Annotated in this window: 34 protein-coding genes; 18 read left to right on the top strand and 16 right to left on the bottom strand. The window is 69.5% G+C overall.

From position 1 onward, the window contains the following. Positions 1–4: 4 nt before the first annotated feature. From purF to ABSL23_RS13850, 4 genes are all read right to left on the bottom strand, one after another. Positions 5–1474, bottom strand: coding sequence for an amidophosphoribosyltransferase (purF, locus tag ABSL23_RS13865; protein ID WP_059057212.1), 1470 nt, complete (start codon positions 1472–1474; stop codon positions 5–7). Between the two features lie 234 nt (positions 1475–1708). Further along, positions 1709–1885, bottom strand: a complete 177-nt coding sequence (locus tag ABSL23_RS13860; RefSeq protein ID WP_059057211.1) for a 50S ribosomal protein L37e — start codon at positions 1883–1885, stop codon at positions 1709–1711. Continuing rightward, positions 1882–2064: an LSM domain-containing protein gene (locus ABSL23_RS13855; protein ID WP_058983693.1), complete on the bottom strand. Its 183-nt coding sequence runs from the start codon at positions 2062–2064 to the stop codon at positions 1882–1884. Before ABSL23_RS13855 ends, ABSL23_RS13860 begins: the two co-directional genes overlap by 4 nt. Positions 2065–2149: 85 nt before the next feature. Beyond that, positions 2150–3208 (bottom strand): M20/M25/M40 family metallo-hydrolase, encoded by a 1059-nt coding sequence (locus tag ABSL23_RS13850; protein ID WP_353634158.1) that lies wholly within the window; start codon positions 3206–3208, stop codon positions 2150–2152. 91 nt (positions 3209–3299) lie between these two features. On the opposite strand from ABSL23_RS13850, the gene ABSL23_RS13845 reads away from it, so the two are divergent. The 4 genes from ABSL23_RS13845 to ABSL23_RS13830 are packed head-to-tail and all read left to right on the top strand — an operon-like array spanning position 3300 to position 5068. Beyond that, positions 3300–3575 (top strand): hypothetical protein, encoded by a 276-nt coding sequence (locus tag ABSL23_RS13845; RefSeq protein ID WP_353634157.1) that lies wholly within the window; start codon positions 3300–3302, stop codon positions 3573–3575. A gap of 47 nt (positions 3576–3622) precedes the next feature. Continuing rightward, on the top strand, positions 3623–4594 hold the full coding sequence (locus ABSL23_RS13840) for a zinc-dependent metalloprotease (protein ID WP_353634156.1): 972 nt from the start codon (positions 3623–3625) through the stop codon (positions 4592–4594). Positions 4595–4625: 31 nt separating this feature from the next. Further along, positions 4626–4856 (top strand): hypothetical protein, encoded by a 231-nt coding sequence (locus ABSL23_RS13835; RefSeq protein WP_353634155.1) that lies wholly within the window; start codon positions 4626–4628, stop codon positions 4854–4856. A gap of 59 nt (positions 4857–4915) precedes the next feature. Beyond that, positions 4916–5068: a hypothetical protein gene (locus tag ABSL23_RS13830; protein ID WP_353634154.1), complete on the top strand. Its 153-nt coding sequence runs from the start codon at positions 4916–4918 to the stop codon at positions 5066–5068. On the opposite strand, the gene ABSL23_RS13825 is transcribed toward ABSL23_RS13830, so the two are convergent. Next, positions 5065–5613 (bottom strand): hypothetical protein, encoded by a 549-nt coding sequence (locus tag ABSL23_RS13825; RefSeq protein ID WP_353634153.1) that lies wholly within the window; start codon positions 5611–5613, stop codon positions 5065–5067. The genes ABSL23_RS13830 and ABSL23_RS13825 overlap by 4 nt on opposite strands. Before the next feature lie 286 nt (positions 5614–5899). On the opposite strand from ABSL23_RS13825, the gene ABSL23_RS13820 reads away from it, so the two are divergent. The 8 genes from ABSL23_RS13820 to ABSL23_RS13785 are packed head-to-tail and all read left to right on the top strand — an operon-like array spanning position 5900 to position 11930. Then, entirely contained in the window at positions 5900–6202 is a 303-nt protein-coding gene (locus ABSL23_RS13820) for a 50S ribosomal protein L21e (RefSeq protein WP_059057205.1), read from the top strand. 1 nt (position 6203) lies between these two features. After that, a complete protein-coding gene (locus ABSL23_RS13815; protein WP_059057204.1) occupies positions 6204–6563 on the top strand; it encodes an RNA polymerase Rpb4 family protein in 360 nt (119 codons plus the stop codon). A 51-nt stretch (positions 6564–6614) separates the two neighbouring features. Further along, entirely contained in the window at positions 6615–7178 is a 564-nt protein-coding gene (locus tag ABSL23_RS13810; protein ID WP_353634152.1) for a DUF655 domain-containing protein, read from the top strand. Positions 7179–7227: 49 nt separating this feature from the next. After that, positions 7228–8067: a 16S ribosomal RNA methyltransferase A gene (locus ABSL23_RS13805; RefSeq protein ID WP_353634151.1), complete on the top strand. Its 840-nt coding sequence runs from the start codon at positions 7228–7230 to the stop codon at positions 8065–8067. Beyond that, positions 8064–9254, top strand: coding sequence for a mechanosensitive ion channel family protein (locus ABSL23_RS13800; RefSeq protein WP_353634150.1), 1191 nt, complete (start codon positions 8064–8066; stop codon positions 9252–9254). The genes ABSL23_RS13805 and ABSL23_RS13800 overlap by 4 nt, the downstream gene beginning before the upstream one ends. Further along, positions 9247–9828, top strand: a complete 582-nt coding sequence (locus ABSL23_RS13795; protein WP_353634149.1) for a HemK2/MTQ2 family protein methyltransferase — start codon at positions 9247–9249, stop codon at positions 9826–9828. The genes ABSL23_RS13800 and ABSL23_RS13795 overlap by 8 nt, the downstream gene beginning before the upstream one ends. Before the next feature lie 54 nt (positions 9829–9882). Next, on the top strand, positions 9883–10872 hold the full coding sequence (locus ABSL23_RS13790; protein WP_353634148.1) for a 5-methyltetrahydropteroyltriglutamate--homocysteine methyltransferase: 990 nt from the start codon (positions 9883–9885) through the stop codon (positions 10870–10872). Then, positions 10869–11930 carry a methionine synthase gene (locus ABSL23_RS13785; protein ID WP_059057199.1) on the top strand — a complete coding sequence of 354 codons (1062 nt, stop codon included), beginning with the start codon at positions 10869–10871 and terminating at the stop codon, positions 11928–11930. The genes ABSL23_RS13790 and ABSL23_RS13785 overlap by 4 nt, the downstream gene beginning before the upstream one ends. Positions 11931–11939: 9 nt before the next feature. On the opposite strand, the gene ABSL23_RS13780 is transcribed toward ABSL23_RS13785, so the two are convergent. After that, the gene (locus tag ABSL23_RS13780) at positions 11940–12212 is read right to left on the bottom strand and encodes a hypothetical protein (protein WP_353634147.1); all 273 of its coding nucleotides are present in this window, start codon (positions 12210–12212) and stop codon (positions 11940–11942) included. Positions 12213–12301: 89 nt separating this feature from the next. On the opposite strand from ABSL23_RS13780, the gene ABSL23_RS13775 reads away from it, so the two are divergent. After that, the gene (locus tag ABSL23_RS13775; RefSeq protein ID WP_353634146.1) at positions 12302–12424 is read left to right on the top strand and encodes a hypothetical protein; all 123 of its coding nucleotides are present in this window, start codon (positions 12302–12304) and stop codon (positions 12422–12424) included. Further along, positions 12421–13857 (top strand): APC family permease, encoded by a 1437-nt coding sequence (locus ABSL23_RS13770; RefSeq protein WP_353634145.1) that lies wholly within the window; start codon positions 12421–12423, stop codon positions 13855–13857. The genes ABSL23_RS13775 and ABSL23_RS13770 overlap by 4 nt, the downstream gene beginning before the upstream one ends. 64 nt (positions 13858–13921) lie before the next feature. Here the strand turns inward: ABSL23_RS13770 and ndk are convergent, their stop codons facing one another. Genes ndk through rpl7ae form a run of 4 tightly spaced genes read right to left on the bottom strand, consistent with a single transcriptional unit; the run spans position 13922 to position 15182 of the window. Continuing rightward, positions 13922–14404 carry a nucleoside-diphosphate kinase gene (ndk, locus tag ABSL23_RS13765; RefSeq protein ID WP_059057196.1) on the bottom strand — a complete coding sequence of 161 codons (483 nt, stop codon included), beginning with the start codon at positions 14402–14404 and terminating at the stop codon, positions 13922–13924. After that, positions 14401–14586 carry a 50S ribosomal protein L24e gene (locus ABSL23_RS13760; protein ID WP_059057195.1) on the bottom strand — a complete coding sequence of 62 codons (186 nt, stop codon included), beginning with the start codon at positions 14584–14586 and terminating at the stop codon, positions 14401–14403. Before ABSL23_RS13760 ends, ndk begins: the two co-directional genes overlap by 4 nt. Then, positions 14586–14813, bottom strand: coding sequence for a 30S ribosomal protein S28e (locus ABSL23_RS13755; RefSeq protein WP_058983677.1), 228 nt, complete (start codon positions 14811–14813; stop codon positions 14586–14588). Before ABSL23_RS13755 ends, ABSL23_RS13760 begins: the two co-directional genes overlap by 1 nt. Before the next feature lie 6 nt (positions 14814–14819). Continuing rightward, positions 14820–15182, bottom strand: coding sequence for a 50S ribosomal protein L7Ae (gene rpl7ae, locus ABSL23_RS13750; protein WP_059057194.1), 363 nt, complete (start codon positions 15180–15182; stop codon positions 14820–14822). 221 nt (positions 15183–15403) lie between these two features. Between rpl7ae and tmcA the strand changes: the two genes are divergently transcribed. Next, positions 15404–17638 carry a tRNA(Met) cytidine acetyltransferase TmcA gene (gene tmcA / locus ABSL23_RS13745; RefSeq protein WP_353634144.1) on the top strand — a complete coding sequence of 745 codons (2235 nt, stop codon included), beginning with the start codon at positions 15404–15406 and terminating at the stop codon, positions 17636–17638. A 23-nt stretch (positions 17639–17661) separates the two neighbouring features. Continuing rightward, positions 17662–18135: a DUF456 family protein gene (locus tag ABSL23_RS13740; RefSeq protein WP_353634143.1), complete on the top strand. Its 474-nt coding sequence runs from the start codon at positions 17662–17664 to the stop codon at positions 18133–18135. Here ABSL23_RS13740 and ABSL23_RS13735 read toward each other — a convergent pair. The 4 genes from ABSL23_RS13735 to ABSL23_RS13720 all read right to left on the bottom strand — a co-directional run bounded on the left by ABSL23_RS13735 (position 18132) and on the right by ABSL23_RS13720 (position 22865). Further along, complete coding sequence (locus ABSL23_RS13735; RefSeq protein ID WP_353634142.1) at positions 18132–19889, bottom strand: glutamate--tRNA ligase; 1758 nt, start codon at positions 19887–19889, stop codon at positions 18132–18134. The two genes, ABSL23_RS13740 and ABSL23_RS13735, sit on opposite strands and share 4 nt — an antisense overlap. A gap of 49 nt (positions 19890–19938) precedes the next feature. Continuing rightward, positions 19939–20307 (bottom strand): zinc ribbon domain-containing protein, encoded by a 369-nt coding sequence (locus ABSL23_RS13730; protein WP_353634141.1) that lies wholly within the window; start codon positions 20305–20307, stop codon positions 19939–19941. A gap of 164 nt (positions 20308–20471) precedes the next feature. Continuing rightward, positions 20472–21518: a polyprenyl synthetase family protein gene (locus tag ABSL23_RS13725; protein ID WP_353634140.1), complete on the bottom strand. Its 1047-nt coding sequence runs from the start codon at positions 21516–21518 to the stop codon at positions 20472–20474. Continuing rightward, positions 21519–22865 (bottom strand): ribonuclease J, encoded by a 1347-nt coding sequence (locus tag ABSL23_RS13720; RefSeq protein ID WP_353634139.1) that lies wholly within the window; start codon positions 22863–22865, stop codon positions 21519–21521. A gap of 224 nt (positions 22866–23089) precedes the next feature. Between ABSL23_RS13720 and ABSL23_RS13715 the strand changes: the two genes are divergently transcribed. After that, entirely contained in the window at positions 23090–23278 is a 189-nt protein-coding gene (locus tag ABSL23_RS13715; RefSeq protein WP_059058247.1) for an HVO_2922 family protein, read from the top strand. A 2-nt stretch (positions 23279–23280) separates the two neighbouring features. Here ABSL23_RS13715 and ABSL23_RS13710 read toward each other — a convergent pair whose 3' ends face one another. Continuing rightward, positions 23281–24018, bottom strand: coding sequence for an isopentenyl phosphate kinase (locus tag ABSL23_RS13710; protein ID WP_353634138.1), 738 nt, complete (start codon positions 24016–24018; stop codon positions 23281–23283). Further along, a complete protein-coding gene (gene mvk, locus ABSL23_RS13705; protein ID WP_059057186.1) occupies positions 24015–25001 on the bottom strand; it encodes a mevalonate kinase in 987 nt (328 codons plus the stop codon). Before mvk ends, ABSL23_RS13710 begins: the two co-directional genes overlap by 4 nt. A gap of 85 nt (positions 25002–25086) precedes the next feature. On the opposite strand from mvk, the gene ABSL23_RS13700 reads away from it, so the two are divergent. Next, positions 25087–25899: a VOC family protein gene (locus ABSL23_RS13700; protein ID WP_353634137.1), complete on the top strand. Its 813-nt coding sequence runs from the start codon at positions 25087–25089 to the stop codon at positions 25897–25899. The last annotated feature ends 2 nt before the right edge of the window (positions 25900–25901 follow it).

Raw genomic sequence — 25901 nt, 5'->3', positions numbered from 1 at the left:
GGACTCAGTCGTCGGCGGGCGCTTCGGCCGGGCGCTCGATTTCGCGGTCGGTGGCCTCGCCGGGGATGTCGTAGGGGTACTCGCCGGTCACGCAGCCCGCGCAGAGGTCCGCCTGCGAGCGCCCGATGGCGGTCGTGACGGCGTCCAGCGAGAGGTACGAGAGGCTGTCCGCACCGATCTCGTCGGCGATTTCGCTTGCTGTCTTGTCGGCGGCGATGAGCTCGTCGCGGGTCGCCATGTCGATGCCCATGTAGCAGGGCGCGCTGATGGGCGGCGCGCCGATGCGCACGTGGACTTCCTCGGCGCCGGCCTCGTAGAGGAGGTCGACTAGTTGGCTGCTCGTGGTGCCGCGGACGATGGAGTCGTCGATGACGGTGACCGTGCGGCCTTCGACGGTGGACTTGATGGGGTTGAGTTTGAGGCGGACGGCCTGCTCGCGCGCTTCCTGCGTGGGCATGATGAACGTCCGGCCGACGTAGCGGTTCTTCATCAGGCCCTCCGCGAACTCGACGGTCGCGCCGTCGTTCTGTCCGGCCTCAGCGTACCCGGACGCGAACGCGCGCCCGGAGTCTGGGACGGGCATCACGACGTCCGTGTCCACGCCGTTCTCCGCCCAGAGCTGGCGGCCGAGCTCGCGTCGCACCTCGTAGACGAGCTCGTCGTCGATGACGGAGTCCGGGCGCGCGAAGTAGACGTACTCGAAGAAGCAGTTCGCGGTGTTCTCGGCCTCGACGAGCTGGTGGGAGTCGTAGCCCTCGCCGTCCTCGTGGAGGACGACGAGCTCACCGGGGCGGACGTCCCGTACCAGTTCGCCGCCGAGCGTGTCGATGGCCGCGGACTCGCTGGCGAGCACGTAGCCGTCGTCGAGCTCCCCGAGGACGAGCGGGCGGTTCCCGAGCGGGTCGCGGACGCCCAGCACGGTGTCGTCGTGCATGATAGTCAGCGAGTACGACCCGTGGACGCGGTGCATCGTCGTCTCGACGGCGGCGACGAGGTCCTCGTCGAGGAGGTTGCGCGCGAGGTCGTGGGCGATGACCTCGGTGTCGCCGTCGCTGGTGAACGCGTGCCCGCTGCTGGCGAGGTCGTCGCGAATCTCGTCGGCGTTGACGAGGTTGCCGTTGTGGCTGAGCCCGAGCGCGCCGCCCTTGAACGAGACGGAGAACGGCTGCGCGCAGGACTTGTCCACGCTGCCCGCGGTCGGGTAGCGCACGTGGCCGATGCCGGCGCTCCCGACGAGCTCCTCGATGTCGGACTCGTCGAAGGCGTCGCCGACCAGTCCCATCTCGACGTGCTGGTGTTGCTGGAAGCCGTCGTGGGTGACGATGCCGGCGGACTCCTGCCCGCGGTGCTGGAGCGCGTACAGCGCGTAGTACGTCGGGAAGGCGGCGTCGCGCTCGGCGAGAGAGACGCCGACGACGCCGCACTTCTCCGTGGGGTGGTCGAACTCGGGGCCGTCCTCGCGCCCGGGTGACATGGACGCCTCTACCCCAGCGGGCAGGGTAAAACTTCCGCAACCGTGTCGAACTCGCCGAAACACACCGTCGTTGTATGCACGAACGTGCCAAATGTAGGGTTGTGTGCTACCACGAGCCAAAGGCTGTGGCAGAGTGCGCGGCCACTCCGAGAGCGCACGCTCCGAGTTACGAGTGTTCGGAACGCAGAATAGTCGCGTCGCTACGGAATCGCGAGAAACGCAGGAGAAACGGAGTTAGTTGTCGCCGGTCTTGCCCTGCCAGTTGTAGCTCCGGCGCTTCGCGGACTTGCCGAAGCCACAGCTCGAACAGACCTTCTTCTTCGTGTGGTAGGACTTCTCGCCGCAGCGGCGGCACTTCGTGTGCGTCGTCGTGTTCTTCTTCCCTTGGCTCGGGGTCCCAGCTCCCGTCATGGTTTGATGGTTACGACGTTGTCGCCACGGATAATCGTTGTGTCTTCGCCCTCCAGCACGATGTTCATGTGCTGGTCGTAGCCCGTGAGGACGCCAGTGAACTCTTCGCCGTCCTTGAGTCGGACCGTGACGGTCTCCTCAAGAGACTCCTCGAGTACGTCGAGTGGTCGGCCGCTCATACACCAACGGGGACGTGTCGCGTCTATAAGCGTACCGGACCGCGGTCGCGACCCGAGGACGCGGCCGCTGGCGCCGGTCGCGCGCTCAGACGTCCACGGCGAACGACTCCCGGTCGGCCTCCCGCACCGCGAACGCCGCCAGCAAGTCCGCGGCGTCCTCGACGTCGGCGAGGTCCACGACCTCCGCGGGCGTGTGCATGTACCGGTTCGGGATGCCGACGAGCGCGGTGGGGATGCCGCCGCGCGCCTCGAAGAACGCGTCGGCGTCCGTCCCCGTCGTCGTGGACATCGCCTCCACCTGCACGTCGATGTCCGCCGCGTCGCCCGCGTCCCGCACTGCGCGCGCCACCTCGGGGTGGCTTGACCCGCCGCGAGTCACGGTCGGCCCGCCGCCCAGTTCGACCTCGCTGGCGTGGTCTCTGGGGTACGAGGGGTTGTCCGCGGCGTGCGTGACGTCCACGACGAGCGCCACGTCCGGGTCGATGTCGAACGCCACCATGCTCGCGCCCCGCGTCCCGAGTTCCTCCTGGACGGTGTTGACGGCGTACACCGTGCAGTCTGCGTCCCGCTCGGCGGCGCGCCGGAGCGCTTCCGCGGCGACCCACGACCCCGTGCGGTTGTCGAGGCCGCGGCCCGCGATGCGGGACCCCGCGAGGTCGTGGACGCCCGCCGCGAGCGTCGCCGGGTCGCCGACATCCACGAGTTCGCGGGCGTGCTCGCCGTCGTCGGCACCGACGTCGAGGTGCTGCTCGGTGACGTTCGCCGGGTCGTCTTCCCCCGCATCTCGGAGGTGGACCGCGGTCTGACCGACGACGCCGTTGACGGGGCCGTCGTCGGTGTGGACCGTAATCTGGGTGCCCTCCGTGACCGAGCGGTCGACGCCGCCCAGCGGCCGCACGCGAAGGAAGCCGTCGTCGGTGATTGCGGTCACGACGAATCCCAGTTCGTCGGCGTGGCCCGTGAACGCGACCTCGGTGTCGCCGCCGTCGTAGACGGCGACCGCGTTCCCGTACGCGTCCGTGCGAACCTCGTCGGCGAACGCCTCGACGTAATCGACCCACACGCGCTGGCCCGCCGTCTCGAAGCCGGAGGGGCTGGGCGCGTCGAGCAGGCGGCGCAGGAACGACTCTCGTGGCTCGTCCATACGCCACCTGTCGAAGCCGCGGACAAGAATCCTCCGAGAGCGCGGCGGCCACCCCACAACGGATATATGGCCTCTCGGCGAACTGACGGGTATGGGACTCATCGAGTTACACTTCCACGAGTCGAAGTTCGACTTCTCGCCGTCCGTGACCACGGGCGCCGACGAGGAAACCGCGCTCGAAGCCGCCGACAGCGAGGGCGACGACGAGGACGTCGAGAGCGCCGGCTGGAGCGAGGAGGGAAGCGAGTCGAGTAGCTCGACGGGGGTCGGCGCGCTCGTCGCGCTCGTCGTGCTGGTGGTGTTCGCCGCGCTCGTCGGCCTGAAGCGCCGCGGCGGCGACGACGAGGACGTCGAACTCGAAGCGTAGGCCGCGACCGGCAGAAGGGCTTTGGCCGTCCGCCGCCGACTCCACGTATGACGCTTTTCGAGAGTGCGCGCGCCGTCGCGAACGCCGGCGGCGACGGCGCCATCGACTGGGACGCCGTCTCCGAGGCCGCGAAGGCCGCCACCGACCCCGGCGACCTCGACCTCTCCGAGGCCGAGGCAGAAGCGTACGCCGCCGACGTGCGGGACGCCCGCGCGCAACTCCGCGACGTCTCCGGGCTGGAGTTCGACGTCCCCGAGACCGTCGAGATTCAGAACCGCCACCACTGGGTGGACGCCAACGTCGCGACGTTCCGGCGCGTGTTCGAGCCGCTGAACGAGCGCGCCAGCTACCTCCCCGGCGTCGCGCGCTCGCTGAACACGGCGACCACCGCGGGCGCGCTCGCGTTCGTCTCCCGGCACGTCCTCGGGCAGTACGACCCGCTCTTGCTCGCGGACACGTCCGACCACGCGCTCTACTTCGTCCACCCGAACGTCGTCGGCGCCGCCGACAGCCTCGACGTCGCGTTCCCGCGGTTCCGCCGTTGGATCGCGTTCCACGAGGTCACCCACGCCGCGGAGTTCGGCGCCGCGCCGTGGCTCGCCGACCACCTCGAAGACCGCCTCGAAGCCGGCGTGGCCGCCCTCGCCGACGGCGAGGTCCGACGCGAGGCCTTCGCGGAGTTGCACGTCGCGATGACCGCCGTCGAGGGGTACGCGGAACTGCTGATGGACGAGGCCTTCGACGGCGAGTACGCCGACCTCCGCGCGAAACTCGACGCGCGCCGGCGGGGCGGCAGCCCGCTGACGAACCTCGTCAAGCGCGCGCTCGGCCTCCAGCTGAAGCGCGAGCAGTACGAGCGCGGCCGCGCGTTCTTCGAGACGGTCGCCGCCGAACGCGGGCTCGCCGGCGCCAGCCGCGTCTGGGACGACCCCGAGTACCTCCCGACCGACGCGGAACTGGACGCGCCGCACGTCTGGCTCGCGCGCGTCCCCGACTCCGCCGGTGAGACTGCCGAGTAGCTTTATCCGTCTCCGCGCCCAACTGTCGGACATGAGCCGACTCAAGCGAGTGTTCAGTCGTGCGAAGTACGCAGCTATCGGTGCCGCCGTCGGCGGCGCGCTCGGCGGAATCGTCAGCCGGAACGCCGCGAGCACCGGCGCGGGCGTCGGCGCGCTCGTCGGCGCGACCGTCGGCGAGAAGAGCGTCGACGTCAGTTCGGTGGTCGACGACGTCAAGAACCGGAAGCCCGACGCGGACGTCGTCTCGCGCTCCGAGGACTGACGCTCCCCGCCACCGGCTATAAGTGTAGACGCGCCAACTTATTCTCTTGGTGAGGGGAATTGCCGGCCACGTGCGGCGTCTGCGAGGACGACGTGCCGCTCGGGCACGCCGTCCATGCCACCATCCACACAAAGACTGACGCGGGCGTGGTCGACTACTACGTCTGCCGGCCGTGCTACGAGGACGAACTCGCGCCGCTGTTCGAGAACTAGTGGAAGCCGCGGCCGACGTCGTCCTCCTCGACGAGGTCGTCCAGCTCCGCGTCCAGTAGCTCCTCGGCGTCCGCGAACTCCTCGCGGAGGTCGTCCATCGCGTCCGGACGGCCGTACGGGTCGTACTCCATCGGTCCGAACGCCGGACTCTCCAGGGCGTCCATCACGTCGTCGAAGAAGTCCTCGGGCGTCGTCGGCGCGTCCGCGTGCGCCTGCACGACCTGTTCGAGCTTGCTCGCGCGCTCCTCGGCCTCGTCCTCGTCCTCGACGGGCTGTTGGACGGCGAACCGACCGCTGTCGCCGTCCGGGAGGAGGTCCGCCAGCCCGTCGTCGACCTTCCGCGCGACCCGCGTCCCCACGCCGCGCACCTCGAAGGGGTTCTTCGCGTACGTCTTCAAGTGGTAGACGCCCTGCGAGGGATGGCCGAGGTAGAAGTCCTCGCCGACGCCCGACGCCCGGTCGCCGGCGAGCGCGCGCCACCCCTCGGGGTCGGCGTTCGACTCCACGACGTCCGAAACGATGTCCTCCCAGTCCCGTACTCGCATCACCCGCGACTAGCGCGCAGGCCGACTTGAGTGCGTCGGCGGCGGCCGCGCTCGCAGTTTCAGGGGCCGCGCAGCTCCCTTCGGTCGCTGAAACGTGGTCCCGCTCACCTGCGCGGCTCACGGGTCGCTTGCGCTCCGCGCTCGCATCAGCGTGGCCTCACTTCGCTCGGCCACGCTGCTCACGGCTCCCTCCGGTCGCCGCTCGCAACTACGCGGGTTCGCTCCGCTCACCCGCGCACGTAACGTGCGTTTTATAACCGCGACGGGAGTAATCGGGCGTACGACTATGCCGAGCTCCAACGGACCCCTCAACAGCACTCGCGAGAAGCTCTCGAACGACCCCCGCGACCGCGGTACGTCCCCGCCCCAGCGCGCCATCGCCGAGTTCGACGAAGGACAGAAGGTCCACCTGAAGACGGACCCGTCCACGGCCAACGGCCGCTTCCACGCTCGATTCGACGGCCTCACCGGCGAAGTCGTCGGCAAGCAGGGCGACGCGTTCAAGGTCGAAATCAACGACAACGGCAAGGACAAGGTCGTCATCGCGGCGGCAGCGCACCTCCGCGCACAGCCGGACGAGCAGGACTAGCATGACCATCTTCAAGGAAACGCTCGACGAGGAGTTCCTCACCGTCTCCGAGGCGAAGGAGCTGCTGACGGACGTCGAGGCCGAGCGCGCCGCCGAGGAGGACCGCGAACTCCGCTTCGAGCTGGCGCGCGCGGTCGAGCACGTCAACCGGTTCGCCGTCCTCGAGCCCGAGGAGTCCCGCGAACTCGTCGAGGACCTGCTCGCGCTCGAACACGTCAGCGACGAGGCCGTCGCGTACAAGATCGCCGACCTGCTCCCGCGGACCCGCACGGAGCTGCGCGCGGTGTTCGCTCAGGAGCGGTACGCGCTCTCCGGCGACGAGCTCGACGACATTCTCGACGTCGTCGCGAAGTACGCCTGACTCGGGTCGAGTGGCCGACCGTTTAAGTGTCGGCTGGGCGTACCGGTTCGTATGAGTGATTCGTCTTCGACCGAGGACGAAGAGTACGCTGTCGTCCTCGACTTCCTCGCGCACGGCCGCTCGAACGGCGGCTACGGCGACGGCCCGCTCGCGTACGCCGTCTCCACTGACCGGTTCGTCCTCTACGAGCTGAGCCTCGAACCGGACGCGGACATCTCGATTCTGGACCGCGTGCGCATCCGCCCCGACTTCGAGGCGGGCATCCAGCGCGGGCACGTCGTCGACTACGACGACCTCTCGGACGGCGCGCGGTCGGAACTGGACTACGTCGTCGAGGACGTCGTGGAGGCCAACGAGCAGCGCTTCGTGGACTTCTACAACGACGCCCAGCCCATCTCGCTGCGGCTCCACCAGCTGAACCTCCTGCCGGGCATCGGCGACAAGCTCCGGGACAACATCCTCGACGAGCGCAAGCGCAACGGCCCATTCGAGAGCTTCGAGGACGTCGAGGAGCGCGTCGACGGCCTCCACAACCCCGAGGAGATAATCGTCGAGCGCATCCTCGACGAGATGCGCGAGGACGACCTGAAGTACCAGAACTTCGTGCAGGCGTAGCCAACACCAGAAGGTAGCCTTTAGGGAACGGCGGGGGATAGACCTGCCAATGACTGACTCTCGGGACCCGGACGCGCTGATTCGTCGCGCTGGCCGCCCCGACCCAGACCGCGACCAGCACTTCCTCGTCGACGACCGCGTCCTCGACCGGATTCCGACGTACGCCGAGGCGTTCGACCGCTCGCACGTCCTCGAAATCGGCGCCGGGACGGGCGCGCTCACCGACCGGCTGCTGGCGCACGCCGACCGCGTGACGACCGTCGAGCGCGACCGCGGGTACGCGCAGTTCCTCCGCGAGGAGTTCAGCGAGGAAATCGCCGCGGACCGCCTCGTCGTCGTGCAGGGCGACGCCCTCGACGTCGAGTTCCCCGACTACACCTGCTGTGTCTCGAACCTTCCCTACGGCGTCTCCAGCGAGGTCACGTTCCGGCTGCTGCCCGACCGCGAGCCGGCCGTGCTGATGTACCAGCTGGAGTTCGCCGAGCGGATGGCCGCAGAGCCCGGCACGAGCGACTACGGCCGGCTCTCGGTGGCGACCCAGCACTACGCGAACGTCGAGGTCGTCGAGACCGTCCCGCCGGAGGCGTTCGACCCACAGCCCCGCGTGGAGAGCGCGGTGGTGCGGCTGACGCCCCGCGAGCCCGACTACGAGGTCGCCGACGAGCAGTTCTTCTTCGACTTCGTGAAGGCGCTGTTCACGCAGCGCCGCAAGACCGTGCGCAACGCCATCCGGAACACGGTCCACATCTCCGGGCTGGACGACGGCGACGCGGTCGTGGACGCCGTCGAGGAGGACGTGCTCTCGAAGCGGCCCGGCGACCTCGCACCCGAGACGTTCGCGGCGCTGGCGAACGTCGCGCTCGGCGTTCAGGAGGGACGGGAGCCGTGAGCGCGCCGGAGTTCGTGGACGTCGCGATAAACGACCTCTCGACGGTCGAGCGCGTCGCGGTGACCGTCGTCTCGCTGGCCGCTCTCGTCGCCGCCGTCCTGTTCTCGCGGCGCGAATCGGCGCGCCGGGAGTCCCGGTTATCGACGGTCGCCGCGGCCGTCGGTGCGTTCGCCGTCGTCGTCGTGACGACCGTCGTCGTGGTCGTCGCGTGGGACGCGGAGACGATCGCGTGGGCGGCGGTCGCGAGCTTCCAGGTGCAGGCGACGATGCTCGTCCGCGCGTTCCTCTCCGTGATGTTCCTCGTCGGCGTCTACGTCGGCACCGGCGTCATCCACCGCGCGGTCAGCCGGTTCGTCAAGCGCACGGAGGGCATCAGCGAACACCAGGCCGAAATCACGTACCGCATCATCCAGATTTCGGTGTACGTCATCGCGTTGGTCATCGTCCTCAACCTCTGGGGCATCGAGCTCGGCGGCCTGCTCATTGGCGCGGGGTTCGCCGGCATCGTGCTCGGGATGGCCGCCCGGCAGACGCTGGGCGCGGTCATCGCGGGGCTGGTGTTGATGTTCTCGCGGCCGTTCGAAATCGGCGACTGGGTGAAAATCGGCGACAAGGACGGCATCGTCACGGACATCACCATCGTGAACACGCGCCTGCAGACGTTCGACGGCGAGTACGTGATGTTGCCCAACGACCTCGTCGGGTCCGACGAGGTCGTGAATCGGTCGCGGAAGGGCCGGCTGCGCATCCACGTGGAGGTCGGCATCGACTACACCGCCGACGTCGATGAGGCGATGTCGCTGGCGAAAGACGCGATGGGCGACGTCGACGACATCCTGACGGTGCCGCGGCCGCAGGTCGTGTTGAAGGAGTTCGGGGACTCGGCGGTCGTCCTCGACCTGCGGTTCTGGATAGACAAGCCGAGCGCGCGCCGGAAGTGGCGCGCCCAGACCGCGGTCATCTCCGCGGTGAAGTCGGCGTTCGACGAGGCGGGCGTGAAGATTCCGTTCCCGCAGCGGGAGGTCTCCGGGCGCGCCGAGACCGGCGGCTTCCGCGTCAGCGAACAGCCGACGGTGGAGGCGACCGAGCCGGAGGACGCCGACCAGCCGGGGTCGGCCGTCCGCAAGGACAGTAAAGGCGAGGGAGACGCGGACGACGCCGACGAGGAGGACGAGACGGATGAGTGACAACCTCGCGGACCGCCGCGGCACGGAGACGACGGTCTACCAGCCCGCAGAGGACTCGCTGCTGCTCGCGGAGGCCGCCGTGGAGGAGGTCGGCTCGCGGGCGCGCGTGCTGGAGGTCGGCACCGGGTCGGGGTACGTGGCGGCGACGGTCGCCGACGAGGTCGGCGCGAGCGTGGTCGGCTCGGACTTGAATCCGTACGCGTGCGCGCAGGCACGGGACCGCGGCGTGCCGGTGGTGCGGGCGGACCTCGTCTCGCCGTTCCGCGAGGACGCCTTCGACGCGGTGTTGTTCAATCCGCCGTACCTGCCGCGGGACGAGGACGCCGCGCGCGACGACTGGATGGAGGTCGCGCTCTCCGGCGGGGAGACGGGCCGCGAGGTCGTGGAGCCGTTCCTCGACGACGTGGGCCGCGTGCTCGCGCCCGAGGGCTTCGCCCTCCTGCTCGTGAGCACGCTGACGGGCGTCGAGGAGGTCGTGGAGTACGCCGGCGACCGCGGGTTCTCCGCGGCGGCGGTCCGCGAGGAGTCTCACTCCTTCGAGACGCTGACGGTCCTCAAGCTCTGGAATAACTGAAGAGCATATTATTCGACAGCAAATATTAAACAGGGGCATTGCGTAGCGTCGGGCATGAACCGAATCTCGACGACCCCCGGCCTGTACCCCCTCCCCGACGACGCCAAGGAGACGTTGTCGGACCTGAAGGGCCACCAGAAACACGACCTCGTCAGCGGCGACGAGGGCCCCGAAATCGAAGCCGCCTACGACGACGTCCGCGAGGAGCTCGTCGGCCTCCAGCGCGACGCCGGCCTCGACCGCGTGGTCGAAGGACAGGGCCGCTGGGACGACATGCTCGCCCATCCCCTGACCGTCCACGAGAACGTCGAAACTGGTGGTATCGTCCGCTACTACGACAACAACAACTTCTACCGCGACCCCATCGTGGAGGGCGAACTGACGTTCTCCGGCGACCTCGCCGCGGACCTCGAAGCGGCGAGCGAACTCACCGACGACTTGCAGGCGGTCGTCCCCGGCCCGTACTCGCTGTCGGAACTCGCCACCGACGAGCACTACGGCGACGACGAGCAGTTCCTCGCCGCCGTCGCGGAGTTCCTCGCGGGCGAAGTCGAGGCGTTCCCGGACGTCGAGACCGTCTTCGTCCTCGAACCGTCGCTGGTCACGGACCCGCCCGCCGAGGGCGAGGACGAGCGCGCCAGCGACGCCATCGACACCGTCGCGCAGGCCGCCGACGCCGACGTCGTCGCGCACACCTACTGGGGCGCGCTCGAAGAGAAGGTCCACGCCCACCTCCTCGACGCGGGCGTGGACGCCATCGGCTACGACTTCGTCACGAACCACGAGGACAACCTCTACAACGTCACCGAGTACGGCACCAAGGACTCCGTGGCGCTGGGCGTCGTCGACGGGCAGAACACGCTCGTCGAGTCCCCGGAGACCATCCGCGAGCGCGTGGACTGGTTCCGGGAGTCCGTCCCCGAGGCCATCGAGTTCGACGACGCGTACGTCACCGCGAACACCGGGCTGTTCTACCTGCCCGTGAACCGCTTCGAGCAGAAACTGCAAGCGCTCGCCGACGCCACCCGCGAGGTGACAGCATGAGCTCGAACCGCGAGCAGTTCCGTCCCGACGGCCACGACAACGACCACTTCCTGCTGACGACCGTCGTCGGCTCGTACCCGAAGCCGAAGTGGCTCGACCGCGCGAACGACCTCCACGAGGACCCCGACGCGGACTTCGGGGACGAGGAACTCGCGGAAGCCGAGGACGACGCCGCCCGCCTCATCACCGAGGAGCACGAGCGCGCCGGCCTCGACGTGGTCGTGGACGGCGAGATGCGGCGCAACGAGATGGTGGAGTTCTTCGCCGACCGCATCGAGGGCTACGAGTTCAACGGCCCCGTCAAGGTGTGGGGCCACAACTACTTCGACAAGCCCAGCGTCGTCAGCGACGTCTCCTACGACGAGTCGTGGCTCGTCGACGAGTACGAGTTCACCGCCGGCGTCGCGGACAGCCCCGTGAAGGTCCCGATTACGGGCCCGTACACGCTCGCGTCGTGGAGCTTCAACGAGGCCTACGACGGCGACGACGAACTCGCCTACGACCTCGCGGACCTCGTCAACGAGGAGATCGAGAAGCTCGTGGACGCGGGCGCGCGCTACATCCAGATCGACGAGCCCGCGCTCGCGACGACGCCCGACGACCACGCCATCGTCGGCGAGTGCCTCGAACGCATCGCCGCGGGCATCCCCGACGACGTCCGCATCGGCCTGCACGTCTGTTACGGCGACTACTCCCGCATCTACCCCGAGATTCTGGAGTTCCCCGTGGACGAGTTCGACCTCGAACTCGCGAACGGCGACTACGAGCAACTGGACGTCTTCACGGACCCCGAGTTCTCGAAGGACCTCGCGCTCGGCGTCGTCGACGCCCACGTCGCCGAAGTCGAGTCCGTCGAAGAAATCGAACGCAACATCCGGAAAGGGCTGGAGGTCGTCCCGCCGGAGCGGCTCACGGTCAGCCCCGACTGCGGCGTGAAACTGCTCCCGCGGGAGGTCGCTTACGGGAAGATGGCGAACCTCGTCGAGGCCGCGCGCAACGTCGAAGCCGACCTCGACGACGGCTCCATCGACGTCCCCGCCGCGCCCGCCGACGACTGACGCCGGCGCTCACGTGTTCTCGCGGCGGAGGGTGCCGACGTGGTCGTGGCAGACGACGCCCGGCGTCACGACGACGCGCTCGGCCTGCGACTCGGACGCCACGACCGCGCTCGTGTCCTCCACGAGGTCGTAGCCGCCCGCTGTCCCGCAGTAGACGCACGCGCCGTCGGCCGCGTCCGCGAGGTGCTCGGCGACGCACTGCTCGCAGACGGCCAGCGGTTCCGCGGGCTCGTCCACGAGCCGGTACGCCGTGCCGGTTCTGTTACAGACGACGCAGTCCATGTGCTCCCCTGTGGCTCGCCACGGGAGAACCCACGGATGTCGGGTTCGGCGACAACTTTGATGCCCGCGTGCGTCGAACCCGCGAGTGAATGTCGAGTCGTCGCGCCGCCGACTCCGGCACCGTCGACGAACCGCGCGCGCTCCCCCGAACCGACTCGATGACGCCCGCGGCGCCGCCGGGCCGACTGCCGCCCGCCCGGAAGGGCAGATGAGCACCGAGCACGCCGACCAGACCGGCGAACTCGGACTGCTCGCGGCGACCGCCATCGGCGTCGGCACGATGATTGCCGCGGGCGTGTTCGTGCTCTCCGGGCTGGCGGTCGCGAACGTCGGCGCGGTCGCGGTCGTCTCGTTCGTGCTCGCGGCGCTGGTCGGCTCGGTCACCGCGTTGGCGTACGCCGAGTTCGCCACCGTCTACCCCGAGAACGGCGGCGCGTACACGTACGTCTACCACGCCCTCGACGGCGAGTGGACGTACCTCGTCGGCTGGGCGATGAGCCTCGGCTACCCCGCCAGCGCCGCCTTCTACATGGTGAGCTTCTCCCGGTGGACCGAGCGGTTCCTCTACGACATCTTCGGCGTGCCCGCGTGGCTGCCCGGCTGGGCGCTCGGGCTCGCGGTGTTCGCCGGCATCGTCGCACTGAACGTCCTCGGGACGAAGGAGACCGGCGTCTTCCAGATCGTCGTCACGGTCCTGAAGGTCGCGCTCGTCGTCGTGTTCGTCTACGGCGGCCTGCGGGCGTGGCAGACGGACGTGGTCGTCGCCTCGTTCGCCGACCATGCCACCGCGTTTGGGGAGACGCTGTCGACGGCTGCGCTCGTGTTCATCACGTTCTTCGGGTTCGAAGCTATCGCGACCAACGCCGGCGAAATCCGCGACCCCGAGCGCACCGTCCCGCGGGCCATCTTCCTCAGCATCGGCGTCGTCGTCGCGCTGTACGTGCTCGTCGTCCTGTCGGTCGTCTTCGCGGTCAACGACCCGGCGTTCGTGGCGTTCCTCGTCGAGCACACCGAGCTGGCGAGCGCGGCGAACGTCCGGTCGTTCCTCGCCGCCAACGGCGAACTCGTCATGGGGCAGGCGGCGTGGTACTTCCTCGGCCGCGTCGGGTTCTACGTCGTCGTCGCGGGCGCGCTGTTCTCGATGGTGTCCGCGACCAACGCCACCGTCATGGCGGGGTCCCGGGTGAAGCAAGCGATGGCGCGCCGCGACCAACTCCCGAGCGACCTCGCGGAGCGCCACCGCCGCTTCGACACGCCGTACCGCGCGGTCCTGCTCACTGGCGCGCTCGGCGCCGGTCTCTTCCTCGCGTTCGGCGTCCTGTTCGCTCAGTCGTCCCCGCTGCCCGCCGGCGTTCCGCTGGTCGGCGCGCTCGGGGTCGAAGCGCTCACCCACTTCGCGGACTTCATGCTGCTGGCCGGGCTCGTCGGCGTCAACGTCGCCGTCGTCTACTCGCGGCGCAAGCGCCCGGACGCCCAGCGGCGCTTCGAGGTGCCGCTGGTGCCGTGGCTCCCCGCTATCGGCGCGCTCAGCACGCTCGCGCTCCTCGTGAACGTGCGCGTCGAGAGCCTCGCGCTCGGCGTCATCGCGGTCGCCGTCGGCGTCGTGCTCCAGCAACTCGGCGTGACGACGGGCGGAACGGAGTAGCGAGCGCTACGGCTACGAGTGATGCGTCGCGGAAAAGACCGCAGAGGCAGAGAGACGGCCGGAGTTAGTGGTCGCCGGCGTCCTCGTAGACCCACGTCGCCGCGTCGAGCTCGTAGTCGACGAGTTCGTCCTCGTCGAAGAACAGCTCGATTTCGCGCTCGTTCGCGCCGGGGTCCTCGTGGTCGCTGCCGTGGATGATGTTCTGACCGAGGTCGTTGCCGTAGTCGCCGCGGATGGTGCCCGGAGCCGCCTCCTGCGGGTCCGTCGCGCCCATCATCCGGCGAACCTGACGGGTGGCGTCGGCGCCCTCCCAGACCATCGCGAAGACGGGGCCGGACGTGATGAACTCCACGAGGCCGTCGAAGAACGGCTTGCCCTCGTGTTCGCCGTAGTGCTCGTGGGCGAGCTCCTCGCTAATCTGCATGAACTTCCCGCCCACCATCTTCAGGCCCTTGTCCTCGAGCCGCGAGACGACGTCGCCGATGAGGCCGCGCTGGACGCCGTCGGGCTTGACCATCACGAACGTGCGCTCGTCGTGGTGGCTCATTCTTCGACCTCTGCCTCTTCCTCGGTCCACTCGACGTCGCGCGGTTCGCGACCGAGGTCCGCGTTCTTCTCGCACTTCGCGGAGCAGAAGTGGGTTGTGCTGCCGTCGTTGTGGACGAACATCGTCCCCGTGCCGGGTTCGATGTCGTCGCCGCAGTAGTCACAGGTGCGTGTCTGGACCATTACTGACCACCGATGGAGTCCGCCTCGCGGGCCGTCTCCTTGAGCTGGAGGACGTCGCCCACGCGGACGGGACCGAGGACGTTTCGCGTGATGATGCGTCCCTGGTTGGAGCCCTCTTGAATGCGGCACTTCACCTGCATCGCCTCGCCGTGCATCCCGGTCTTGCCGACGACCTCGATGACTTCGGCGGGCGTGGAGCCCTCTTCTTCAGTTTCCTCTGCACTCATGGGTGGTTACTGGAGGTCCTCGATCTTGGTCGAGATGTCCTCGACGTCGCCCTCGGCGTCACCGGCGTCCGTGACGGCCGCGGCGGCGCTGCCGACTTCGAGGCCGGCGGCGTTGCCGAGTTCGTCCTGCGTCTCGACGAAGACGACCTGGATGCCCTTCTCCTCGGCGAGCTCGGGGAGGTGCATCACGATCTCCTCGGGGGAGACGTCCTCCGCGACGAACACGAGATCCGCGTTGCCGCGCTCGACGGCTTTGGTCGTCTCGTTGGTACCCTTCTTGACTGTACCCGTGTCACGAGCCACTTCGAGCGATTCGAGGGCTCGTTCCTGGAGGTCTGCTGGAACGTCGTAGTCTACGTACACTGGCATGTATTGTTCACCTAGTTCCACGGACGGGCTTGCGCTCCCCTGCCGGTGCGGAATCCCTGACGGCTAGGAGCATCATCGACCCCCGTGGACTGTATCCTACATCTGGGGGTCCCTCAGTTAAAAGCGCTTTCAATGTGTGTCGCCGTGCGACGCCGGCGCAGGGCCGACGCCGGGTGCCGCGGGACGAAACGCCCTTCCCGCGGGTCGCCGAAACACGACCGATGGTCGTCGAGGCCGCGCGAAGGCTCCACGAAGAGGCTCGCTCCGTCAACGAGCGCCGCGTGCTCGTCCTCGCGGGCGACCGCGAGGCGTGCCTGTCGGCGGCCGACCGCGTCCTCGACGCGCTCCCGATTCCGCTGACGGGGACGACGCTCGTCTCCGCGCGCGACGCGCTCGCCTGCGAGCAGGTCGGCCCGCGGAACGCCGACGAACTCCTCGGCACCACGCGGGACGCCGTCGTCTTCGACGCACACGAGGACTGCCGACCGAACGCGCTCGGGCGCGTCGTCGGCGCCGTGGACGGCGGCGGCCTCCTGCTCGTGCTCGCGCCGCCGCTGGCCGAGTGGCCCGCGCGCCGCGACGGCTTCGACGAGGGGCTGGCGGTGCCGCCGTTCGACGTCGCGGACGTCGCCGGGCGCTTCCGCCGCCGGCTCGTCGAGACGCTCCGAACCCACCCTGGCATCGCTATCTACGACGCCGACACCGACACGTTCGACCGCGACGGCCTGACGAATCCCGCGCCGCGCGTCGCCGACGCGAAGCCCGAGCCGCCCGCCGACCGCGCGTTCCCCCGCGAGGCGTACGCGGCGTGTCTCACGGGCGACCAGATGGACGCGCTCGCGGCGTTCGAAGAACTGCGCGACCCACCGGCAGCAGTCGTCGCGGAAGCCGACCGCGGCCGCGGGAAGTCCAGTGCGGCCGGCCTCGCGGCCGCGTGTCTCGCGCGCAAGGGGCTCGACGTGCTCGTCACCGCGCCGGGCCGCCGCAGCGCCAGCGAACTGTTCGCGAGGGCACGCGAACTACTCGCGGACCTCGACGCGCTCGCCGCCGACGACGAGCCAATCGAGACGGACGGGGGCGGACGGATTCGGTTCGCGAAACCGCCGGAGGCCGCAGCTCTCCCGGACGACCCGGACGCCGTCTTCGCCGACGAGGCCGCGGCGATTCCGGTGCGGTTGCTCGAATCGCTGCTGGACTGCGAGCGCCTCGCGTTCACCACGACCGTCCACGGCTACGAGGGCGCGGGCCGCGGGTTCGACGTGCGCTTCCGCGACCGGCTCGCCGACACCGACCACGAGGTCACCGACGCGACGCTCGCACAGCCGATTCGGTACGCCGCCGGCGACCCCGTCGAGGTCTGGGCGTTCCGCGCGCTCGGCCTCGACGCCCGGCCCGCCGTCGACCCGCTCGTCGCGGACGCGACGACGGAGCGCGTCACCTACGAGACACTCACTCCCGAGGACCTCCTCGCGGACGAGAATCTGCTCCGGGAGACGTTCGGCCTGCTCGTGTACGCCCACTACCGCACCGAGCCGAACGACCTCGCGCGCCTGCTCGACGCCCCGAACCTCGCGGTGCGCGCGCTCCTCCACGACGGCCACGTCGTCTCCGTCGCACTGCTCGCGCGCGAGGGCGGCCTCGACGCGGACCTCCGCGCGGCGATGTACGAGGGCGAGCGCGTGAAAGGGAACATGATACCGGACGTCCTGACCAGCCAGCTCCGCGACGAGGACGCCGCAATTCCCGTGGGCTACCGCGTGATGCGCATCGCCACCCACCACGCCGCCCGCTCGCGGGGACTGGGCTCGCGACTGCTCGGCGAGGTCCGCCGCGAGTTCGAGCGCGACGCCGACTGGCTCGGCGTCGGCTACGGCGCGACGCCCGAACTACTGTCGTTCTGGCGCGCGAACGGCTACGCGACGGTCCACCTCTCGACCACCCGCAACGACACCAGCGGCGAGTACTCCGCGGTGATGCTGGACCCGCTCTCGCACCTCGGTGAGCGACTCCACGACCGCCACGCCCAGTGGTTCGCCCACCGCATCCCCGACGTGCTCGCGGACGCGCTGGACGACCTCGACCCGGACGTCGCGCGCGCCGCGCTCCGCGCCTGCAATGCGGACCAGACGCTCGACCTCTCGGCGTCGTCGTGGCGCGTCGTCGCCGGCGCGGCCCACGGCCCCGGGATGTACAGCGTCGACCCCGCGCCGTTCCGGCGGCTCGCTCGCCACCACCTCGTCGCCGGCGACGCCGACCTGCTCGACGCACGCGAGGAACGGCTGCTCGTCGCGAAACTCCTGCAGGCGCGGCCGTGGGACGCCGTCGAGGACAGTCTCGGCTTCCACTCCACGAGTCAGGCGATGCGCGCGCTCGGCGACGCGCTCCGCCCGCTCGTGGAGGCCTACGGCACCGACGCCGCACAGGCGGAACTCGCGCGCTTCACCGACGAAGACTAACGACGCCCTCGCGTACCACCACTATGGACCCGCTGGTCGCTGTCGCGTTCGTGCTCCTCGCCGCCGGCGTCGCGGGGAGTGTCCTCCCGCTGTTGCCGAGCGGCCTGCTCTCGCTGGCCGGCGTGCTCGTCTTCTGGTGGACGACCGGCGAGCCCGGCTTCCTCTTGCTCGCCGTGCTCGTCGGCCTCGCGGTCGTCGCCGCGCTCGTCGACTGGCTCGCCGGCTTCGTCGGCGCTCGCGCCGGTGGGACGGACACGCGGACCGCGGCGCTGGCGGGCGTCGTCGGCTTCGTCCTCATGCTCCCCGGCGGCCCGCTCGGACTCCTGCTCGGCGTCGCCGCGACTGTTTTCGCCGTCGAGTTCCGCGCGAGCGACGACCTCCCCGGGAGCGCGCGGCGCGCCGGCTACGCGACTGTCGGGGTACTCGCGTCCGCAGGAATGCAGGTCGTGTTGACGACGACCGTGTTCGCGGTCGTCGCGTGGCTCCAGTTCGCCTAGGGGTGCGCGTAGTACGCCACCGACTCGTCGGCGTCGTGGCGGTCACAGCGCGCGAACCCGACGCGCACGAACTGCACCACCTCGTCCGCGTCGACGTCCGCGAACCCGGGTTCGGCGTAGCCCGTCACGTCGCCGTCCATCGTCCGCAGGCGGACGCGGACGTTGTCATCGGCGGGCACCCAGTGGACGACGTCAACGCCCTCCTCACGGACGACGTCGATGTCCGCGTCGAGGAACGCCAGGCGCTCGCCGTCGTAGCGCACGGGGCCGTACCCCTTCAGCCAGACGCGCTCGCCGACCGCCGGCAGGTCGTCCTCCTCGATGAGGACGCCGTCTCCAACGGGGATGTCGCGCTCGCCGCGGTCCTCGTGCTCGGGGTGAACGGGCGGACTCGCGCTGTCCGGACCGCCCTCCACGGGCACCTCGATAGCGGCGTACGCCTCGTCGGCGCCGCTGCCGCGGTCGTCGAAGCCGTCGCGGACGAAGAACTGCCGGGGCGCCTCGTCGTCCACGAGGTCGCGGTTGTTCGAGTAGACAGAGGACATCGCGAGGTCGACGTTGCTCGTGGACGTCCCCAGCTCTACCATCGCGTCCACGATGGCCTCCCCGCGGATGCCGCGGCGCTGCACGCTCGGGAGCGTCGGCGCGCGCGGGTCGTCCCAGCCGTCGAGGTCGCCCGCGTCGATGAGTTCGCGGATGGTCGACGTGGACATCGAGACGTCGTAGGCGTCGACCTGCACGTGGCCCCAGTGGATGACCTCGGGGTAGTCCCAGTCGAAGTAGTCGTAGACGAACTGCTGGCGCTTCGCGGAATCCTGCAGGTCGATGCCGCGGATGATGTGCGTGACGCCGGTGAGGTGGTCGTCGACGCCGGACTGGAAGTCCAGCATCGGCCAGCAGCGGTACTGTTCGGCCTCCTCGCGCGGGTGGGGGGTGTCGATGATGCGGAACGCCACCCAGTCCCGGAGCGCGGGGTTCTTGTGCTCGATGTCGGTCTTCACGCGCAGGACCATCTCGCCGGAGTCGTACTCGCCGTCCACCATCGCCGCGAACTCCTCGCGGACGGTCTCGACGTCCTTCTCGCGGTGCGGGCACGCCTCCCCGCTGTTCTTCAGCTCGGAGAACTCGCCGGCCGGACAGCTACACGTGTACGCGCCGCCCAGCTCGATGAGCTCGCGGGCGTGCTCGTAGTACGTCTCCAGGCGGTCGCTCGCGCGGTAGACTTCGGCGGGTTCGAAGCCCAGGTACTCGATTTCCTCGAGAATCTCGTCGTACGCCCACAGCAGCGGGCGCTTGGTCTCGGGGTCGGTGTCGTCGAAGCGCACGATGAACTCGCCGTCGTACTCCTCGGCGTACGTCCCGATGACCGCGGGCATCCGCGCGTGGCCGATGTGCCACGGGCCGTTCGGGTTCGGCGCACAGCGCATCCGAATCTCGTCGTAGTCGTCGGCGTTCGGGAGGTCCGGCAGCACCTGGTCGTCCTCGTCGTCCTCGGCGTCGAGTTCCTCGACGCGCTCGGGCGCGAGTTCGGCGAGGCGCTCGCGCTTCTCCTCGCGGTCCATCGCGTTCACGTCCTCGATGACGGGCGCGACCACGCCGGGAATCTCGTCGCCGTGCGGTCGGAAGTCCGGGTTCTCGCCCATCAGCGGCCCCATGATGGCGCCGACCTGGGCGTCGCTGCCGTGCTTGAGCGCGTTGAACAGCGCCGCGGTCTCGGCCTCGCGGCGCACGCGCTCGCGGAGTTCGTCGTCCATTGTCCGTGTGTTACTCCGAGGGCGGCAAATCCGTTGGGATTCGCGCCGACTACGCGCCGCGCTCGGGGTCCTCGGCGAGGTGGTAGGCGTCGTAGATGGCGTACACCCAGATGCCCAGCAGCAGCGGGATGCCGACGAGGAAGATGGACAGCAGGCCGGCGACGAACGACCCCACGATGAAGCCGAGGCCGCGCCCGAGGTGCCCCAGGTAGATTTGCCCCGCGCCCGGAATCAGCAGCGACGCCACCGCCGCGATGCCGGCGTCGTTTCCGGCGCCGGTGTCCGGCGAGCGCTGGCGCACGCCACACTCCGGACAGATTTCCGCCTGCGCGTCGATGATTTCGCCGCAGTTCCGGCAGTAGACCTCGTCGATGCCCGGCGTCTCCTCGGCCGTCTCGCTCGAATCGTCGGTGCTCATGTTCACGACTGCGACAGCGCGCGGGATAACAGTTGTTGCGCGTTATCGGAGTCGCAATCGGGAAACACCAGCATCCGCGCGGCTTCGCCGCGCGGTCTTTTTTAGCGTAGATTTTTTGCGCGAGCGGTTCGCCGAAGGCGAACCCCGAGCGCAAAAAAGGTACGTCAGTAGCCGCGCTCGACGAGGTAGTCCGCGACCTGTTCGAGGCGGTGGTGGGCCTCGTTGTCGGGGAGGACGTCGAGGTGCGCCTTGGCTTCGGCGACGAGTTCGTCCGCGCACTCGCGAGCGTACTCGATGCTGCCGACATCGCGAAGCTGTTCGACGGCGGCCTCGACGTCGGCGTCGGTGACCTCGTCGGGGTCGTCGGCGTCCAGCAGGTCCTCGACGTCGACGCCGTGTTCGGCCGCGTGCAGGCTGATGACGGTCTTCTTGCCCTCGACGAGGTCCGAGCCGCGCTGCTTGCCGAGCTGCTCGGACGGGACCGTGAGGTCGAGGACGTCGTCGTGAATCTGGAACGCCTGCCCGGCCTTGACGCCGTAGTCGTACAGCGCCTCGACGGTGTCGTCGTCGGCGCCCAGCAGGACCGCGGGAATCGACGCCGCCGCGGCGTACAGCACCGCGGTCTTCAGTTCGACCATCTCCATGTACTCGTCGGGGAGGACGTCGGTTCGCGTCTCGAAGTCGACGTCGAGGGCCTGCCCCTCACAGATGTGGGTGCAGGTCTCCGCGAGCGTCTGCATCGCGCCCATCCCGCGCTCGGGCGGCGCGCCCGTCTGGAGCATGATTTCGAACGCCTTCGAGTAGAGCGTGTCGCCCGCGAGAATCGCCGTCTCCGTGTCGTACTCGCGGTGGACCGCGGGCACGCCGCGCCGGAGGTCGTCGTCGTCCATGATGTCGTCGTGGATGAGCGTGAACGACTGGATGACCTCGATGGAGACCGCCGCCGACATCACGTCCACGTCGCCGCCCGTCAGGTCGGGGAACTCCCGGTAGTCCGTGCTCCCGGGCTCGACGTCCGCCAGCGCCTCCGCGGTCAACAGCAGGACCGCCGGCCGCAGCCGCTTGCCGCCGGCTTCTAGGAGGTAGCGCGCCGCCTCGTAGAGGCGCTCGGGGCGCTGCGCCGGGAGGTCCTCGTCGATAGCGGCGTTGACCTTCTCGCGGCGCTCGCGGACCGCGCCGAGCACCGCTTGTTCGCGGGCGTTCTTGGACATCTACTCGACGAGCTGGATGGTGTTGCCGTTCGAGGTCACGTGGAGGTCGCGACCGACCTTGTACCCCTGACTCTCCGCGAGGCTGACGTACGGTGCGAAGCCCTTCATGTCCTGGTGGGCGGGGATGATGTGCTGGGGCTGGAGCGCCTGCATCATCTCGTAGTGGCCTTCCTCGCGGAGGTGGCCGGAGACGTGGATGTCGTCGTAGATGCGCGCGCCCTGCATGCGGAGGAGCTGCTCGCTCTGGTAGCGCTGGCCCTCGTTGGTCGGCTCCGGGATGACGCGCGCCGAGAAGATGACCTTGTCACCGTTCTCGATGTCGTACGGCGTCTCGCCGCGGCCCATGCGGGTGAGCATCGCGCGCGGCTCGCCCTGGTGGCCTGTGACGATGGGCAGAAAGTTCTCCTTGCCCTCGTTCATCACGCGCTTGAACGCGCGGTCGACGCTCTTGCGGTGGCCGAACATCCCGAGGTCGTCCGGGAAGTTCACGCGGCCCATGCGCTCGGCGGTGCCCGAGTACTGTTCCATCGAGCGACCGAGCAGAATCGGCTCGCGGCCGATGTCCTTCGCGAACTCCACCAGTGAGGAGACGCGGGAGACGTGGCTGGAGAACGTCGTGGCGATGATGCCGCCGTCGTAGTCCTCCATGCTCTGCATCGCGTCCTTGAGGTGGCGCCGCGCCACGCTCTCGGAGGGCGTGCGGCCCTTCCGGCCGGCGTTGGTGCAGTCCTCGATGTAACAGAGGACGCCCTCGCCCTCGCGCCCGATTTCGCGGAACCGCTCCATGTCGATGGGGTCTTCCAGAACCGGGTCGTGGTCGATGCGCTTGTCGAGGCCGTAGACGACCGAGCCCTCCGGCGTGTGGAGGACGGGGTTGATGGCGTCGATGATGGAGTGCGTGACGTGGACGAACTCGAGTTCGCACTCCTCGCCGATCTGCATCGTCTCGCCGGACTCCATCTCCACGAGGTCGTTGTCCACGCCGAACTTCTGCTCGCCCTCGATCTGGCCTTTCACGAGTTCGAGCGTGAACGGCGACGCGACGATGGGCGCGTCGTATCGGTGTGCGAGCTTGCTGATTGCGCCGATGTGGTCGAGGTGGCCGTGCGTCGGCACGATTGCCTGCACGTCGCCCTCGAGGTCGGACATGACGCGGTCGTCCGGGATGGCGCCCATGTCGATGAGGTCGAGGCTGTGCATCTTCTCGGTCTCGACGTTGTCGTGAATCAGGACCTGCGAGAGGTTGAGGCCCATGTCGAAAATGACAATGTCGTCACCGGCTCGGACGGCAGTCATCTGCCGACCGACTTCTTCGTATCCGCCGATTGTTGCGATTTCGATTTCCATGGTTTTGAAGCACTGAAACCCCGGTGTGGGGAGTCGTGTCTGAAACAGCCGCGCGCTGGCGGCGGCGGCCGCGGCGTCTTACAGCCATCGGCCGCCGTCGCGTCAACGCGCGCGACGCTGCTCTTGGCAGCCCTACGTCCCGCGGTGTTAAAAACAGCGGGGATTGCCGCGGCGTCGTGCCGTCGGCCACAATCTCCTTGTCGATGCGTGCTGTGGTCGGCGACATGGCTGACGCCACGTTCGAAATCTACGAGGACGAGGTCGGACAGTACCGCTGGCGGCTCGTCCACGACAACGGCAACATCATCGCGGACTCCGGGGAGGGGTACGCCTCGAAACAGAAGGCCCGACAGGGGCTGGACAGCGTCAAGGAGAACGCGCCGGACGCCGACGTCGAGGAAGTCGACGAGTAGCCTTATCCCTCGATGCGCGTCCCGGCGTCCTCGCCCGCGAGGAACGCCGAGAGCGCGTCGGGACCGAACACGAACGCGGGCGCGCCCAGCGCCAGCAGCGCGCGGACTTTCGCGGCCATCCCGCCGGTGACGTCGGTCGCGTTGCTGCCGCCGAGTGCCGCCGCGACGTCCTCGTAGTCCGTAATCTCCCGGACGACGTCCCCGGACTCGTCGAGGACGCCCGGCACCGTCGAGCAGAGGCCGACGCGGTCGGCATTCAGTTCGCTGGCGACGTGCGTGACGAGTTCGTCGCCGCTGACGATTGTCGCTCCCGCCCCGACCTGCGTGAGCACGTCGCCGTGCAGCACCGGCACGAACCCCTCGTCGAGCATCGCCGCCAGCTGGTCGGTCGGGAACCGGAGGTCGCCGTCGGCGGTCCGGTAGCCGACGGAGAACGGATGCACGGGGACCGCGGGGACGCCCGCGTCCGCGAGCGCGCCGACGACCGCCGTGTTCAGCTCCGCCATCGCGCCCGCGACGTCCCGGACGGCCGCCGCGTCCCGCTTCCCCTCGCTGCTGGAGATGCCGTGTTCGGCGGCGTGCGGGTGGCCGAAGCTCCCGCCGCCGTGGACGACGACGAGGTCGTCGAGGTTCGCGTCCCCGAGCGCGCCCGCGAGGTCCGCGAGGCGGTCGGCGGCGACGGTCTCGGGCTGGTCCTTCTCGGTGACGACGCTGCCGCCGAGTTTGACGACGACCGTCATTCGACGCGCACGCCCTCCGTCGCGAGTTCGGCGCGGAACGACTGCTCGCACTCCGGCGCCAGCGACAGTGCGGTCTCCACGCCGTCGCCCTCGTCGAGCGCGACGATGCAACCGCCGCCGCCCGCGCCCGTGAGTTTCGCGCCGAGCGCGCCGCCTTCCCGGGCCGCCCACACGAGGTTGTCGAGCGAGCGCGCTGAGACGCCCAGCGCCGACAGCAGCCCGTGGTTGAAGTCCATCAGTTCGCCGAGCGTGTCGAGGTCGCCGTCCGCGAGCGCCCGCTCGCCCTCCCGAACGAGGTCGCCGACTGCCTCGACGGTGTCCGCGGCGAAGTCGTACTCGTCGCGGAGGTCCCGCACGCCCGCCACGAGTTCGCCGGTGTCGTGGCTCGCGCCGTCGTAGCCGACGACGAACGGCAGGTCGGGCGCGTCGATGGCCCGGCAGTCGTCGCCCTCCACGCGGACCGCGCCGCCCATCGCCGAACAGAACGTGTCCGCGCGCGAGGCCTGCCCGTCCTGCACTTCGTGCTCGACGCGGTACGCGCGCTCCGCGACGTCCTCCGGCGTCAGTTCGACGCCGAGTTCGCGCGTCGCGGCGTCGATGCCCGCGACGACGACCGCCGCGCTCGACCCCAGCCCCGCGCCGAGCGGAATCTCGCTCTCTATCTCCACGTCGAAGCCCGCTTCGGGCCGGTCGGCGGCGTCGCGGGCCTGCTCCAGCGACTCCTCGACGTACCCCATCGCCGCCTCGATGAGCGGCGTCGGCACGTCCACGTCCGGCTGCTCGTCGCTCCCGGAGCCGTACTCCACCGTGAACCCGTCCAGCGAGAGGTCGTCGGCGGACACCCGCACGCGGTCGTCGTCGCGGGCCGTCACGGTCACCCGCGCCCGGCGCTCGATGGCGCACGGCACCGCGGGCTCGCCGTAGACGACGGCGTGCTCCCCGAACAGGTAGACCTTCCCGGGGGCACTCGAAGTCGTGGTCATATCTCCCGGTGTGGCCCACGCCGTTACAGAAGTTCCGGAACGCCCCCGCCGCAGGCTTTTGCGTGCGGCTCCCAAACGAGCGGCTATGCGCCCCGTCATCGACCACGTGCCGTTCGCCGCCAGCGACCTCGACACCCTCGTACAGCGATTCGAAGCCGCCGGCTTCGACCCCACGTACGGCGGCGCCCACCCCGATGCGGGCACGGAGATGGCGGCGCTCGTGCTCCCGGACGGCTCCTACCTCGAACTCGTCGCGCCCACGCGCGAGGACCCCGACCGCTGGCCCGCGTACTTCGACGCCGCCGACCCCGTCGCCGGCCCCTGCGACTGGTGCGTGGAGACCGGCAGCGTCCACGCCGAGTGCCAGCGCGTCATCGACCACGACGTCACGGTCCACGGCCCGATTCACGGCCGCCGCGAGCGCCCGGACGGCACGCTCGTGGAGTGGGACCAGGCGTTCCTCGGCGGCGACGACACTCTCCTCCCGTTCGTCGTCAGCGACCGCACGCCCCGCGAGTACCGCGTCCCCGACAGCAACCTCTACGGGTCGCCGGTCTCGGGCATCTCGTGGGTCGTCCTCGCGACCGACGACCTCACCAGTGCTATCGAGCGCTTCCAGCGGCTCTACCGGCTCCCCGAACCGGAGCGTGACTACGACGACACCTACGGCGACCTCGCGCACTTCCCCGGCCAAGATATCGTCCTCTGCGAGCCCGCGAGCGGTCGCGTCTGCGACCGCCTCGACCGGCTCGGTCCCGGTCCCGTCTCCGTCCTCCTGAGTGCGGACATCGACGACGCGCGCCACCGCCACCCCCTCGACGGCGGCCGCGAGTGGTTCGGGCGGCGCGTGCGCTTCGTCGACGGCCTCGACGGCCACCTCGGCGTCGTCTCGCTGTAGCC

The sequence above is a fragment of the Halobacterium sp. NMX12-1 genome (genome assembly GCF_040435975.1).
Lineage (GTDB): Archaea > Halobacteriota > Halobacteria > Halobacteriales > Halobacteriaceae > Halobacterium > Halobacterium hubeiense.
The sequence above is the reverse complement of the archived record's forward strand: the minus strand, read 5'-3'. Positions and strand labels throughout refer to the sequence as shown.